The sequence below is a fragment of the Terrimonas ferruginea DSM 30193 genome, assembly GCF_000425585.1.
Lineage (GTDB): Bacteria > Bacteroidota > Bacteroidia > Chitinophagales > Chitinophagaceae > Terrimonas > Terrimonas ferruginea.
Map to the genome: position 1 here is coordinate 153,395 of NZ_KE384400.1, position 14,078 is coordinate 167,472.

Annotated in this window: 11 protein-coding genes; 2 read left to right on the forward strand and 9 right to left on the reverse strand. The window is 48.8% G+C overall.

What is annotated here, in order from left to right; translation table 11 throughout:
* Positions 1-85: 85 nt before the first annotated feature.
* The 4 genes from H608_RS0117170 to H608_RS0117185 all read right to left on the reverse strand — a co-directional run bounded on the left by H608_RS0117170 (position 86) and on the right by H608_RS0117185 (position 4,741).
* Positions 86-607, reverse strand: coding sequence for an REP-associated tyrosine transposase (locus H608_RS0117170; protein WP_028788768.1), 522 nt, complete (start codon positions 605-607; stop codon positions 86-88).
* A gap of 316 nt (positions 608-923) precedes the next feature.
* Positions 924-2,363, reverse strand: a complete 1,440-nt coding sequence (locus H608_RS0117175; protein WP_028788769.1) for a hypothetical protein — start codon at positions 2,361-2,363, stop codon at positions 924-926.
* Positions 2,360-2,842 carry an RNA polymerase sigma factor gene (locus H608_RS0117180; RefSeq protein WP_155990225.1) on the reverse strand — a complete coding sequence of 161 codons (483 nt, stop codon included), beginning with the start codon at positions 2,840-2,842 and terminating at the stop codon, positions 2,360-2,362. The genes H608_RS0117175 and H608_RS0117180 overlap by 4 nt, the downstream gene beginning before the upstream one ends.
* A gap of 108 nt (positions 2,843-2,950) precedes the next feature.
* Positions 2,951-4,741, reverse strand: a complete 1,791-nt coding sequence (locus tag H608_RS0117185; protein ID WP_155990226.1) for a carboxypeptidase-like regulatory domain-containing protein — start codon at positions 4,739-4,741, stop codon at positions 2,951-2,953.
* A 174-nt stretch (positions 4,742-4,915) separates the two neighbouring features.
* Here H608_RS0117185 and H608_RS0117190 point away from each other — a divergent pair, with 174 nt between their 5' ends.
* Both H608_RS0117190 and H608_RS0117195 read left to right on the forward strand, forming a co-directional pair.
* The gene (locus H608_RS0117190; protein ID WP_155990227.1) at positions 4,916-5,635 is read left to right on the forward strand and encodes a hypothetical protein; all 720 of its coding nucleotides are present in this window, start codon (positions 4,916-4,918) and stop codon (positions 5,633-5,635) included.
* Between the two features lie 383 nt (positions 5,636-6,018).
* Positions 6,019-6,726 (forward strand): hypothetical protein, encoded by a 708-nt coding sequence (locus H608_RS0117195; RefSeq protein ID WP_028788773.1) that lies wholly within the window; start codon positions 6,019-6,021, stop codon positions 6,724-6,726.
* 1 nt (position 6,727) lies between these two features.
* On the opposite strand, the gene H608_RS0117200 is transcribed toward H608_RS0117195, so the two are convergent.
* Genes H608_RS0117200 through H608_RS0117220 form a run of 5 tightly spaced genes read right to left on the reverse strand, consistent with a single transcriptional unit; the run spans position 6,728 to position 13,940 of the window.
* Positions 6,728-7,615 (reverse strand): ROK family protein, encoded by an 888-nt coding sequence (locus H608_RS0117200; RefSeq protein ID WP_028788774.1) that lies wholly within the window; start codon positions 7,613-7,615, stop codon positions 6,728-6,730.
* Between the two features lie 42 nt (positions 7,616-7,657).
* On the reverse strand, positions 7,658-9,940 hold the full coding sequence (locus H608_RS0117205) for a GH92 family glycosyl hydrolase (RefSeq protein ID WP_028788775.1): 2,283 nt from the start codon (positions 9,938-9,940) through the stop codon (positions 7,658-7,660).
* Between the two features lie 5 nt (positions 9,941-9,945).
* The gene (locus H608_RS0117210) at positions 9,946-11,952 is read right to left on the reverse strand and encodes an FAD-dependent oxidoreductase (RefSeq protein ID WP_028788776.1); all 2,007 of its coding nucleotides are present in this window, start codon (positions 11,950-11,952) and stop codon (positions 9,946-9,948) included.
* A 9-nt stretch (positions 11,953-11,961) separates the two neighbouring features.
* Positions 11,962-13,185 (reverse strand): MFS transporter, encoded by a 1,224-nt coding sequence (locus H608_RS0117215; RefSeq protein ID WP_028788777.1) that lies wholly within the window; start codon positions 13,183-13,185, stop codon positions 11,962-11,964.
* 17 nt (positions 13,186-13,202) lie between these two features.
* Complete coding sequence (locus tag H608_RS0117220; protein ID WP_028788778.1) at positions 13,203-13,940, reverse strand: SGNH/GDSL hydrolase family protein; 738 nt, start codon at positions 13,938-13,940, stop codon at positions 13,203-13,205.
* Positions 13,941-14,078: the final 138 nt, after the last annotated feature.

The window sequence follows — 14,078 nt, forward strand, 5'->3', positions numbered from 1 at the left end:
CAGTTGCTTGTTGGTCGGGAGACCAACAAGGGCTTCTCACTTTCACACACACAACACGCCTTCGTTGGTCTCCCGACCAACGAATCTACCAATCCGCAGTATGTGTCAAAAAACCAAAGACATCAACGCCCGTCTGATAAAATACTGCTGAAGAATAATGATATTGCTCAGGTAAAGAACATAACCCCGCCTTAACAGGATTCTGATGAATATAATTGAGTTTCTGATCGAATACGTGTTTCGATCTTAATTCAATAGATAAAGGATTGCGTTGCCATAACTGGTATTTGCGATCGGCTTTACCTACCCTGAGTTTTTTCAGAAAAAGCGGATTATTAATTGTCAGATCTTTCTGCATCTGACGTGCTGTATACTTTAAAAAGTCCCGTTGTACGGCATTATGACTATGCCCTGGCAGTATTTGCCAGATCAGGTGAATATGATTTGACATTATTACAAATGCAAAAAGGCGGATGCGCTGCTTTGCACAAAGAAATCGCAGGCTGTTGAGTACAATGTCTTTGTATTGACAGTTGGCGAACAGAAACTGGTGTTTCCAAACAGATGCTGTAAAAAAACAGGGGTATTCTGTAATGATAGCTGGCATAACGTCAAGGTAAAGACGTGCCAACTTTGAGCAATGAGTTTTAAACGGTGGGATAAAGTGATTATTCCCTTGTTGGCCTTAAGACCAACAAGCGTCCGGTTTCTTTGATAGGTTAGGTCATCTTCGTACGTAACTCAAGGATGAGCAGGTCCGTTGGTCTGGAGACCAACGGTGGCGTGGTGCCGGATTGACAGGTTGTAAAATCTTCCGAACAGATGTGGCCTTCACAATGTATTTATGCACGCTCCTTACAATTGCTTGTTGGTCTCCACCATGTTGGTCTGGAGACCAACATGGGCTTGTTTTAAAAATCCTATCAAAACCCATATTGCAAACCCAACGACAGTCCAACCTGATGCAGCCGTTTGCGCTCGAGCATGTCGCTTGTCTGCGTTGGCATTATGCTGTACCGGATAGCCGGCTCAGCAAACACACGCAACCGCGACCGCGGATGCAGCATCAACCGCATGCCCGCATGCAGATCAAGTCCCTGCGCAACAGCAGCGCTGCTACGCTTACCTGCATTATCCGTATTAAATTCGCCAACAATATTGTTCTGGTATCTCCGCGCTATATGCACAACCGTCCCACCCTGTAATTGCAAGGACACTCCCCGTTTATCCATCAACCGGTATCCCGCCATTAGCGGTATGCTCCAGGTCTGATACCGGTTCAACGCCGCTATTTGTCTTGTGCCATATTCATAACTTTCTACCGTGTCATTCACCAGCACCGGCCCGCCAGGCTGACTGACCATTCGCTGTACGATGTTATAGTGCGTAATGACCTCACGACCTTCCATCGATATTTTTTCACTGAAGGTTGAGTATTGCACACCCGTCATCAATTGCCAGCGTGCGTTAAGTTGTTTTCCTACATTGATTCCTCCGCTCCAACCCATTTGCGGTTTCGAGTGAATACGGGAGGAGACGAACTCCTGTTTCATCAGCGGTGTTTCCTGCACACGGCTTACTTTATTTTGTGTCACCTGCTGAAACGGTAAAAAAGGTGAAACGTATAACTCGGCGAAATAAGTCTGACGACGCTTTGCCGCAACCGCGGCTGCAAGGTTTTCCGGTTGCAGATATACGGAGTCAATTGTCCATTCTTTGATTACAGCGGCTTCCGGCATGTTTATCGTCGCAACATCCTGCCCAATACGCTCTTCCGGTATTTTTTGAATCGAAACAGTATCGCTGTTATTGCCTTTATCTTCGGGAGGAAGCGCTGTTTGCGCTTTTTCAGCTGCATCTGTTGTTTCTTTGAGCGGCGCTTTTAAGATAATCGCGGGCTCAGTTGTTTTATAACTTCCAATCGGGTTTACCAATGTCTTTTGAATCGTCTTTTTGCCCGCTTTTTTTCCTTTTACAAATTCGCCGGATACGGCTGTTGCTATATCTCTTTCGCTATGATCATTGTCAGAGCTTTGTGCCGGCTGTTTTTCAAGTGTTGCCTGTTGTTGGTTAACCGTCACTGCTGGTTTGTCCTGCAAGCCGGTTGTGCCCGCTTCTTGTTTATCATTATTTTCTTTGTCTGCCGCCGCAATTTGTTTATTCCCCCTGGTTATCCCTGTATAACGCCAGGTACCGTAACCCAGCACCATTATCCCCGCCGCCAGCGGAATCCACCACCAGATCAAAAAGCGTCGCCGCTTCTTTTTCCTGCCGGTAATCTTTTCCCACGCATCGGCAGGCACAGGCGCCTCATGGGCTCCGGCCTTTTGCCGCATCCATTCATCAAAGGATTCGTGCTTCATACTTTGACACAATTCATTTGGTTACTAATAAGCGATTGCAACAGGCGTCTCGCTTTCAACAGTTGCGATCTTGAGGTGGAGGGTTGTATCGACAACAACTCTCCGATTTCTTCGTGACTATACCCTTCTATCACATGCAGGTTGAACACCAGCCGGTATCCTTCCGGCAGTTTACAAATGAGCCGGTGTATTTCTTCTTCCGAAATTTTGGACCACACCGCCGGATCTTCCACCGGCTGCTGCGCGGCGGGTATCGACGATTCATCCAGGTGCCATTTGCGTTTGCTGATCTCGCGTATCGCCACTCTTGCCACCAACCTGCGCATCCATCCTTCCAGGCTTCCCTCACCGCGGTACTGGTGCAGGTATTCGAATATGCGGATGAATCCCAGTTGTAAAAAGTCCTGCGCCTCCTCATAGTCCCGCGCATAACGCTGACACAGGGACATCAGTTTTCCTGCATACCTGTCAAACAGCATCCGCTGGCAGTCAGACCGCCCGCGGATGCACCCTTTTATTATATTTTCTTCTGTCAAGGACTCGGTTAGGATCTTGGTTAAACAGTTGGTTTTGGTTTCGGCGGCAACTTAGTTATTTCTTCTTACACGGAACTGGCAGTTCACGTTATACGGTGCACCACTCACAAAATCAAACATCTGGCCGCTGAAGCTACCGCTGATAAATCCACCCACGTTCCCGTATTCAGTTATATTGACCGACAAAGGCACCGTGGCAATGGCTCTTTCACCCGCAAATCCTTTGCAGAATACTTCCGTTATGTAGTGAGCGCTACCAATAGCTGTACCGCCATTAAATTGAAAACTGAAATCACGGTCAGGCGATATGCCGTGAACCAAAATCTGTGTCCAGTCGCTCGAAGTAGGCACAAGCAGGTATCCGGCCGGCTGTAAGGAAGGCTCGCTGGCCGTATAACTAACGCCATCAATTTCGTAAGTAAGGGTAGCGATGCTGCTTATCGCGCAGGCACTAAGCGTACCGAGATTCTGCTGACCGGTAAGCGTAATTGTTTGTGGCTCGCTCTGGCGTAAAGCTGCACGATCTACCACCACATAACTGGTTGTCGTATTTACACAAGCTACGCCGGAAAAACTGAAGCTGCCATTGTATATCGGAACGCGATGATTAAATCCTCCATCATAGAATTGAATGTAGCCATCGGTAACGGGGTTGTTGGCGCAATTCACTACCGTGCCCTGCACTGTCACCGCTCCCTGCCCCAGGTTGCCCTGGATGTCGCCAAGATCAACGTTGGCTGTAGTGGTGGTAACCGGAATAGAATATAATGAAGTAGCGCAACGCGTGGCCACATCGATTACCAGGTTGGATGATGCAGGCACCACCGCATTGATGTAGCCGGCGGCATCGGTATAACCAAATCGCCCGTAACCCGCCATCCAGGGCACACCTGTCGGCGTAACGATTACCGGCGTGTTGACGAGCGGCTGCGCAGCAGTGTTGACCACCCGTGCCCTGAGCATCACCACCGGCAAACCGGTAGCGGCTTCCCAGAAACTGAAGTGACTTACTTTGCCTGTATAGCTATTGCCGGTTTTGGTTGCCGTGAATTCTTCTTTCCAGAATCCATTCTTTTCATCCAGTGACCAGAGGCTTACATTTGCCGGAGCACGACTCTGCAGAGACGATATGATTGGAATAGTGATCGTGGCTTCTTTGCCGCTTGCGACCTGCAACAACTGACCTGCATCGCCGTGCAATTCTACCACCAGCATTCCCAGCGATGAAGTAAAACGCAACTTGTTGTCTTTGTTCAATCCTCGTGCATCGCCAGGCATGGCCGCCATTAATCCGGGATCGGCAGATGGATTGATCCATTTGGCGGATACGGACACTGCGCCTGTATAAGCAACGCCGGTGGCGGCAACAACCACGCCCTGCGCCGGCAGTTCCACACGCGCGCCGTCTGCGGTAGTTACGGCGCCGCCGGTACCCGCACTGATCGTACCGGTAACCGTGCGCTTCATCAGTTTCACTTCCACAAATCCATTGTCCGTAAGGCTGAATGCACGACTGGCATTATAGTAACCTGTGCGGGTAACACGGATAGCACTGCCCGAGACCGGAAGCAAAACATTGTTGAACTGGTAGAAGCCATACTGGTCGGTGGTGGTGGTATTGTCATCGGCCCATACCTGCACACCGGATACAGGCAAATTATTTTCATCCAATACAAAACCTTGTACGGAAGCCCTGGAACGGCTTATATAGTCTACAATCGTATCGTTTGGATGCGGATCGGGTTGATAATTTTCGTCGGAAAAGCCTTTGTGACAGCTGTTTAGCGACAGCATCAGCAAAGAAAAACAAAGGGTTACGGTTAAAAGCCTGAATAGGGTCATAAGTGTTGGTTTCCGGTAAGAGACCGGCGGAAGACGCGGCGTTGCCTCAATCCGCTATTTTTTTTCTCCGCACGTTAAACGTTGCTTTCTTTTTGCCTTCTATTAGCCGGAAGCCGGACGAACCGCATAAACCGGCACCAGGCTGACATCATTTTAAACTACAAAAAATCAACCATGGAAACAAAACGACTCCTCGCCGGCCGGCTCTGCCTTGCCATCGGCGCCACACTGCTTCTCTTTACTTCCTGTAAAAAAAACAACGATTCCGATAACGAAATAACCCAGGACGACGCCGCTGATGTAATGGTGCAGGCCGTAGCAGGCGACAGTGGCGGCTTTGCTTTACAAACCGAAACATCCGCACGCGTGGCAGGACGCACACCCCTCACCTGCGGACAAACCCGCGATACCACTTTCAGCGGTCAAAGTCTTCCCGGCGCACTCATCACCTGGAGTTACGATATACAAATGAGCCGCAGCCTTACCTGCGACAATGGCGTGCCGCAACAATTCACATTCAACTATACGGGACATAATACCTATGATGCTCCACGTATGTCGTCCAGCGACAACAATACCGTGAACCTCATTATTACCGGTCTGCAGCCAGCAGCTACCGGATGGATCATCAACCAGCAATATGTACGCAACGGCACACAACAGTCAAAGATCCGTCAGCGCCGTTCCTTCTCCAGCACGCTGACCATCACGGGCAGCAATATCGTCGTCAATAAAACAACGGAGAAAATCGTTTCGGGTACGGCCACGCTTCAATTTGTTGGACAGTCAAGCACCGGGCGCTCTGTACAGTACGGCGCAACCCTCACTTTCCATGGCAATAATACCGGCACGCTGGTATTTAATAACGGACATACGGTGCAGTTGCAATGGTAGGAAATAAGGCTTAAGGCGTAAGGTGAAAGGTGTATGGTGGAAGGTGTATCGCCGATTAGGCTCTCGAGGGGAACAGCCGTTGTAAGTTATAAGTTTTAAGTAATAAGTGAATTGCCCCTATTTCCACCCTGGTTCGTGTATACACGAACCAGGGTGGAAAACAAAAACAGCCGTGATGAGCGCTCTGCTCGTCGCGGCTGTTTTATTCACTATTGACCATTCACTTATTAACGATTTAACAAAACCGAAGGCATATCCGAATATCCACCACTGTATCTTTAAGATCACAGATCAATCAATGACCAACAGCGCGGCAGTTTTTTCAGGCGACATGCACTACACTACGACCACGATTTGCTTCTTTATCCATTAACATATGCCGTATGAAAAGAAATGTACTTATCCTTCATTTTTTACTCGCCACTTTTTGCACCACCTTCTTTTTTTCCTGTAAAAAAGATAAAGACGATCGCTTATCGGGCAGGTCGGCAGATATATTGGAATTGATCAAACGTTCCACTGCCAGCAATAGCGGAGGCTTTATTCACCTTGTTGAAGAAATGGCAATGCTTGCCAGCGTATCGCAGCTCGATTGTAATCACTATTCCGATACCACCCTGCATGGCGACAATGGCAATCCTTCACTCACTCCTTTTACTTATGATGTATTGGTGAGACGTGAAATGCTTTGCACGAGTGGTACACCAACACGGATCAGCTTTGCCGTACAGGGTAATCATGATTTTGAAACCATACGATTGAAAGATGAGAGCAGCGTAAATATGTCCAACATCATCGAACGTCTGACCAACGCTGATGCGGACTGGCAGTTCACGATCGTCTACGGACGCTCCGGAACAATTAAATCGAGGATGCGCGACTTAACCATCCGCAACAACTTCAGGATAAGCTCCGGTGACATCACCATCGATAAAACTTCTTTACGCATTAGCGGCGGCACCGCCCGCATAGATGTAATGTGGGAAGAAGGGGATCAGCCATCCCTTGTTTTTTCCGCCAACATCACCTTCCACGGCAAGAACCGGGCAACCCTTCAGTTTGAAGGCAACAACCATCAGCTACATTGGTAAATCAGCCAATGGCCTGTAGTGCATGTTCCGTGCTCCACAAGCTGGCGGCACCTACCAGGGTAGCATCTTCGCCAAGCCATGTCTTGCGGATTTCCGGATAAAGATTACGCCCGGCCAATTCATTGTTGAGCGGCGTGGCAAACAACTCAAATGCCCGGGCAATATTGCCACCGATCACCAGCAGCGTACCGGATATTTCCTGTATCAACGGGGCCAGGAATTGGCCGAGGCCCGTACCCATTTCAACAAAACATTGCCGCGCCTGGTAGTGGTCAACTGCCAGCGCAGCCAGTTCGCGAACGTTCGGTACGCTGACTCCGGTTAAATCTTTATAACGATTTAAAAGACCACGGTGTGAAAAGGATTCTTCCGCTATTTTACCAGCAAAAGGCTGTTGCCACAGGTTTGCATCCCAAACCTGATCCGCTGCCGCAATGGCACTTCCGAATCCGGTACCCAATGTGATGCCCACTACCTGACGATGGTTACGGGCAACGCCGCCGAACAATTCTCCCTGGAGAAAACACGCGGCATCATTGGTGAAGCGGATATTATCCGGTTCAAGGCCAACGGAGGCAGCTAAAAGCTGGCGGACATTCTCGCCATAAAGCGCCGCAAATTTGCCCTGGTCTCTCATCTGCGAAATACCTTGTTCATAATCGAATGGACCAGGCATTGCTACGCCTATCCTGCAAGGCGCTACCTGCGCCTTGCTAAAACATTCTTTGATAACCGTAGACCATTGGTCAATAATGGTTTCTTTGTCCGCACCGGCATCGATGCCTGCACGGTGCATACTGCCGGCCACAACGGTTCTTGAAGCCAGGTTCACCAATGATACTGTAATGTGAGATCCGCCGATATCAACACCGGCTACAATTGTTTCCATGGATCAGGTTTTTTCTTCTCGTAATTCGGTTTAACAGGCCCGTCACTTTTGAGGCGCGGACATGGAATAAGGCGCAGCAGCCTGCGATGTGCCGCGCTTAAGATCGGGTTGTGCCTGCATAATAAAATCAAGACGCATTCCTTTCATCAATGCGGCATGACTCAGCCAATTATTTGTATGTAACCGGCCGTTGGCTTTCAGCGACTGCACATATAAATTATTTTCATTGACAGCAGGTGCATTGATCTCAACCTGCTTTCCATTTTCCAGTTGCAAACGGATTTTCTTAAATAACGGCGCACCGATCACATATTGATCCGTACCGGGACATACCGGATAAAATCCCATGGCGGAAAACACATACCAGGACGAAGTCTGTCCGTTGTCTTCATCACCGCAATAACCATCCGGTTGCGGGAGGTATAATTTATTCATTACCTCTCTTACCCAATACTGTGTTTTCCAGGGTTCTCCGGCGTAATTGTAGAGATAGATCATGTGCTGGATGGGTTGATTGCCGTGCGCATATTGTCCCATGTTCATCACCTGCATCTCGCGTATTTCGTGAATCACTTTTTTATAATAGCTCTCATCAAATACAGGAGGCATTTTGAACACGGAATCCAGCATTTGTATAAATGATTTTCTGCCGCCCATCAGGTCAATCAGGCCCTGTATATCGTGAAATACACTCCATGTGTAATGCCAGCTATTCCCTTCTGTAAATGCATCACCCCATTTAAACGGATTGAAAGGAGTTTGAAAATTCCCGTCCTTGTTTTTACCACGCATTAGTTTGGTGGAGGGATCGTAGAGATGACGGTAGTTCTGGCTTCTTTTGGCAAACAGGTCTATTTCTGCCTGCGGGCGTTTCAATACTTTTGCCAATTGCCAGATGGTGAAATCGTCGTATGCATATTCCAAGGTACGCGCCGCATTTTCATTGATATTGACATCATAGGGAACGTAACCGAGTTCATTGTAAAATGAAACGCCTTTGCGTCCCACCGCTGTCAGCGGCCCTTCATTATTTGTGCTTTTGAGGATGCCTTCATAGAGTGTCTGAATATCATAGCCGCGTAAACCTTTGAGATAGGCATCCGCCACAACGGAAGCTGAATTATTACCGATCATGCTGTTGCGGTAACCGGGACTGCTCCATTCCGGCAGCCACCCTCCTTCTTTGTAAGCATTTACCAATCCTTCCTGCATCTCCGCATTAACCGACGGATAAAGCAAATTCAGCAATGGATAAAGTGAGCGGAACGTATCCCAAAAACCCGTGCCCGCATAGAGATAACCGGGAAGTGTTTTTCCATTGTAAGGACTGTAATGCACGGGCTTGCCGGACGCATCCAGTTCATAATGTTTTTGGGGAAATAACACACTGCGGTAAAGGCAGGAGTAGAATGTGCGCAGTTGATCCACGGAGCCACCTTCTACATCCACTTTCCCCAACACTTCATTCCATCTTGCTTTGGCCGTTGTTTTTATCTCGTCAAAGCTTTTGCTGCCGATCTCGCGCTGCAGATTGAGTGCCGCCTGCTCCGGGCTGATGAAGGAAGAAGACACACGCGCCTGCAACTGCTGACCGCGCATGGTTTTGAAACTGATAACGGCTCCCGTATGTTTGGCCTGCTTTTCTCCCGCACCCGGTACCAGCTTACCATCCTGGTAGATCCAGGAGGCGGAGAAAGGTTGATCAAGCTGAATAACGAAATAGTTTTTAAAATCATCGGGTACGCCACCGCGGTTGCGGGTGGTATAACCTTCGATCCGGCGTTGTTCCGGTAAAATCCGGATGAATGATCCTTTATCCAGCGCATCGATCACCAGGAAAGCACTATCCGTTTGCTGATAGGTAAAACGGAAAAATGCTGCGCGCTCGGTTGGCGTTATCTCCGTTACCACATCATGATCGGCGAGATATACCTTGTAGTAATAAGGTCGGGATTCTTCTGCTTTGTGCGAGAACCAGCTTGCACGATCGGTTTCTTTAAAAACCAACTTACCCGTAGCCGGCATCAGGGCAAACTGGCCGTAATCGTTGATCCAGGGTGAAGGCTGGTGCGTTTGTTTGAAACCAACGATCCTGCTCGAATCATAGGTATAAGCCCAACCATTACCCATTGGTCCGGTCTGCGGTGTCCAGAAGTTCATGCCCCATGGCAGGGCTATCGCCGGATAGGTATTGCCATTGGAGAACTCATGTTTCGATGCTGTTCCCATTAAGGGATTAACATGATCTACTACATTTTTCGTGCGGCTCACCTGCGCATTTAAGAGGGAGGGCAGCAGGCAAAACAGAAACAGGGTTTTCTTCATCTTTATTATTTTTTTACCGGCACCAGCAGAACTGCATCCGCCACAATGGTGCCATTGGCATTTTTATTTGTCACCGTAACGGTGGCTTTATCTCCGGCCGGCAATTGCCAGGTTCCCAGTGATACCCACTCACCATTGGTTTGTCCGTTTACGATCACATCGGCCAGGCGGATCGTGATTTCTTTTTTATTTTTTCCATCAAATATTTCCCAGTTGGTGACCGCAGAAGCTTTGGATATTTTGGGTAAGACGTAAGTGTATATTGTGTACTCTCCTGCCTTCGCGACAGCAGGTGTAAAGGTAACAGACCTTGGCTGATCCTGCACCGATGCGTACAAGGCATCCGGACCATAAGTGCCTCCCTTTTTTACCGACCAGCGTCCGTTTACTTTTATGCGCGACGAATCTGTATTATCGACCAGTATCTCCGGTTGTGTGCCATTGGATAAAGGATCCGTTCTTAATTGTTGTTGCAATTGTGCTACGTCCACCGATTGTACATCCGTTTTTTTATTGATGGCCTGAACGGCAGCCAGCGCAGCCGATTGCCCCAGCACCATGAACACAGGTTCCATGCGGATCGATCCGTAACTGATATGACTGGCAGAGAGACAGACCGGCACCAGCAGGTTGGTACACTGCGTACGTTTGGGCACCAGCGATCGGTAGGAGATCGGGTAAGGAGACAAACCGCCTTCTTCCACGTCACCTTCGTTTTTCACCATCCCGTTTATTACGAGCCGCTGTGTGTTGTGAGAATCCATACCGTAAGCGGCCATTCCGATCCCATCATTCACCACCACTTTTGATTGGCAGTTGGCCTGTGTCATCACATACTCACCAATCATGCGCCGTGCTTCGCGCACATACATCTGCGGACTCCAGTGACCGTTGTCGGTGTATTCATCTTTGGGATAGCCCCAGTCAAGCATGAAATGGCGGATGGGCGCGGGTATTCTCGGATCATGCCCGATAAAATACAGCAGCCCTTTGTTATACAATTCATGCTCTTTTTGAATGCGTGCACGCGTAGCATAATCACCATCCGGATAAGCCCAGTTCATACCGATCATATCGGTAGAAAAGCCGCCACCGTTGTTGATATCCGTCTTGTGATTGGGCATCAGGTCGAACTTGAGTATTTCGCGGATATCGTCCTGCACGGTAAGACGGGCGATATAGCGCGGTAAAATTTCATACCGGCTGGAATCATAACCCGGCGGTTTGGTAATAGGAATGCGGTTAGCGGGATCGTTGGTGAGGCAAATACGAAAATTATACGCCTGTACATGATTGTCGCCACTGCCGATCGGTGCCAGCACCGTGTCGCTGATACCCCACAACAATCCGCTTGAAGGGTCACCGGGAATTTTATACGGATCCACACCGTCAGGGATCTGGTTGCCGCGCTGCGGTGTTTTCGAGGGCTGCACTTGCACACCGTTGAAAGATTCATTATAAATGCTGCCGGCCTCGCGGCCCACGATATACGAAACGCCTGCCCTCGCCATCAGATCACCTTCATAACTGCAATCGATGAACACGCGGGCACTAATTGTTTTATTGGTAACAGGAGATACCGTTACATTCTCCAGAATGATCGATCTTATCTGTGTTCCTTCTTTACTGGCGGATACAATACGATGCTGATACAACACTTCCACATTCGCTTCGCGGATATATTGGTGGAATGTTTTCTCCGCAACAGATGGTTCAAATATCCATGATTCGAACTGTCCGTAATGTTTTCCCAACCGCCGGTAAAAGTCAATTCCCAGTCCCGTTACAGCATATTTGTTACCAATATCGGTATAACCCAACCCGCCGGAGGAAAGGCCACCGAGCCGATTACCGGGTTCTATCAGCAGCACCGTCTTGCCCTGTTTCTTCGCGGTGTACGCCGCTATCACACCGGCTGAGGTACCGCCGTAAATACAGATATCATATACTTTCTGGGCCGTTGCATTGAATACAACAACCAGCAGGCAAATCAAAAAAATGCTTCTTTTCATGTGATGCTTTTATTCTGTATAATTCAGGTCGCGGGTAAAGGTTTCTTCCATTTTCCACAGAGCCGACAGAGCCAGTAATATGGCAACGCCTCCGATCAATCCGGCGGAACCCAGCCGCCCGAAATGTTGTGCGCCCAACAGGAACAACGGTGTGAATACATTGACGCTGCCACGGACGAAATTGGGAACAGTGGTAGCAACCGTTGCACGAAGATTGGTACCGAACTGCTCCGCCGCGATGGTCACGAACAAGGCCCAATAACCAATGGCGTATCCCAGCAGGAGACAAAGGCCATAAAAAACAGTTGTGCTCGGCGAGCGTTGGCATAAATAAATAGCCATGGCCGCAGAAGTGAGCAACACAAAGATCAATACTGTTTTCCGGCGGCTCTTTAAGTACTGGCTTAACAATCCGCTGCTCATGTCACCGAGCGAAAGACCGATATAAGCAAACATGACAGCTTTGCCTGCATCCACAGGTGTAGTAAGCCCGATAGCCTGTGCAAACTCGGGCGAAAAAGTAATGAGAATGCCGATCACAAACCAGATAGGTAAACCGATCAGGATGCAGCGCAGGTATTTCATAAATCTCTTCCGTGAAGTAAACAACGAAAAGAAGTTGCCACGCTGTGTCGACCGCTCTTTTACTTCCTTGAAAATTCCGGATTCAAACACATTGAATCGCAAGATCAGCAGCAGCAATCCCAGGCCGCCGCCGATGAAATAAGCAATGCGCCAATCGTACATATCTGCTACGAAATAGGCCAGTACCGCACCCAGTACACCCACAGACGCCACAATGGTGGTACCATACCCGCGGATATTTTTCGGAAGTATTTCCGCAACCAGTGTGATGCCTGCACCCAATTCACCTGCGAGGCCGATACCCGCAATAAACCGGAGCAGCGCATATTGATTGATCGTGGTAACAAAACCATTGGCGATGTTTGCGAGGGAATACAATAAGATAGAACCGAACAAAACAGAAAGCCTTCCTTTTTTATCACCCAGCACGCCCCAGAACACGCCACCAATCAGCATGCCCAGCATTTGCATATTGATCAGGAACACACCCTGGTCCAGCAACTGATCTTCTGCAACATTCAATGACCGCAGGCTGGGGATACGGACAATACTGAACAAGAGCAGATCATAAATATCCACGAAGTAACCGAGGGCTGCCACGATAACAGGAACGGACAATAACTGACGGAGTGTTGATTTTTTTTCCATAAAATTTAAAGCCCTTCTTAGCTGAGTAGTTTTTGAAGATAAGCGGGATAACTTTCCTTGTCTGTACTGCCGTCACCCTTGGTGATGCTGTCGCCCAGGCAAACAATTTTACCGGCATTCAGGTTTTGACAAATAAGGTATTGACTAACGGCCAGTGCCAGGAACCGGTAACCGTTGCGCGTAGGATGCACGCCGTCGGGCTTCTGGCTATTGGCTTCGTTGCGCAACAGGCTGTCTTCTTCGGTTCCGATTTTGCCGACTTTTTCAAAAGGCATTCCGATATCAAAGAAATAAGCTTTGCGTGCCGCTGCCACCGAGCGGATCGTATCATTGACAGCTTTTCTTCTGCCCGACGGTCCTTCGGGTTGAAAGAACTCCGCCGGATGTCGGCTCAGCAAATAGGGCTCATAAAAAGGAAGAATCGTCATCAGCAGCAGTTTGCTGCCGGCACCCTGGATCTGTTCTGCCAGTTTCTCCAGGTTTGTTTTGTACTGCGGCAGGGGCACATGCTTGCCATTGTTCATGTCGTTGGTGCCGACCATCAGAATGGTGAGTGCGGGCTTGTGTGCAAGGCAATCCGTGTCTACCCGCTGCAGCAGATTTTTGGTATTGTTGCCATTAACGCCGGCGTTGATGATGGTAACGGGTTCGGCAGGCTGCTCATTGGAAAAATGATCGCCGGCTTTTGCCCATCCTGCAGGTGCCAGCGCGGCGGCCAGCAGGGCCGTTTGTCGGATAAAATTTTTACGATCCATGTTTATAATTCAAAAGGTGAATAGTGAATGGTCAATGGTGAATGGTCAATGGTGAATGGTGAATCGTCAATCGCCAATAAGGCTATTTTAACTATTACTTATTACTTACTACTTATTACTTACTACCTTACACCTTAC

Coding starts and splice junctions, on each gene's coding strand:
- H608_RS0117170 (WP_028788768.1), bottom strand. CDS start 607: ATGCCAGCTATCATTACAGAATACCCCTGTTTTTTTACAGCATCTGTT.
- H608_RS0117175 (WP_028788769.1), bottom strand. CDS start 2,363: ATGAAGCACGAATCCTTTGATGAATGGATGCGGCAAAAGGCCGGAGCC.
- H608_RS0117180 (WP_155990225.1), bottom strand. CDS start 2,842: ATGCTGTTTGACAGGTATGCAGGAAAACTGATGTCCCTGTGTCAGCGT.
- H608_RS0117185 (WP_155990226.1), bottom strand. CDS start 4,741: ATGACCCTATTCAGGCTTTTAACCGTAACCCTTTGTTTTTCTTTGCTG.
- H608_RS0117190 (WP_155990227.1), top strand. CDS start 4,916: ATGGAAACAAAACGACTCCTCGCCGGCCGGCTCTGCCTTGCCATCGGC.
- H608_RS0117195 (WP_028788773.1), top strand. CDS start 6,019: ATGAAAAGAAATGTACTTATCCTTCATTTTTTACTCGCCACTTTTTGC.
- H608_RS0117200 (WP_028788774.1), bottom strand. CDS start 7,615: ATGGAAACAATTGTAGCCGGTGTTGATATCGGCGGATCTCACATTACA.
- H608_RS0117205 (WP_028788775.1), bottom strand. CDS start 9,940: ATGAAGAAAACCCTGTTTCTGTTTTGCCTGCTGCCCTCCCTCTTAAAT.
- H608_RS0117210 (WP_028788776.1), bottom strand. CDS start 11,952: ATGAAAAGAAGCATTTTTTTGATTTGCCTGCTGGTTGTTGTATTCAAT.
- H608_RS0117215 (WP_028788777.1), bottom strand. CDS start 13,185: ATGGAAAAAAAATCAACACTCCGTCAGTTATTGTCCGTTCCTGTTATC.
- H608_RS0117220 (WP_028788778.1), bottom strand. CDS start 13,940: ATGGATCGTAAAAATTTTATCCGACAAACGGCCCTGCTGGCCGCCGCG.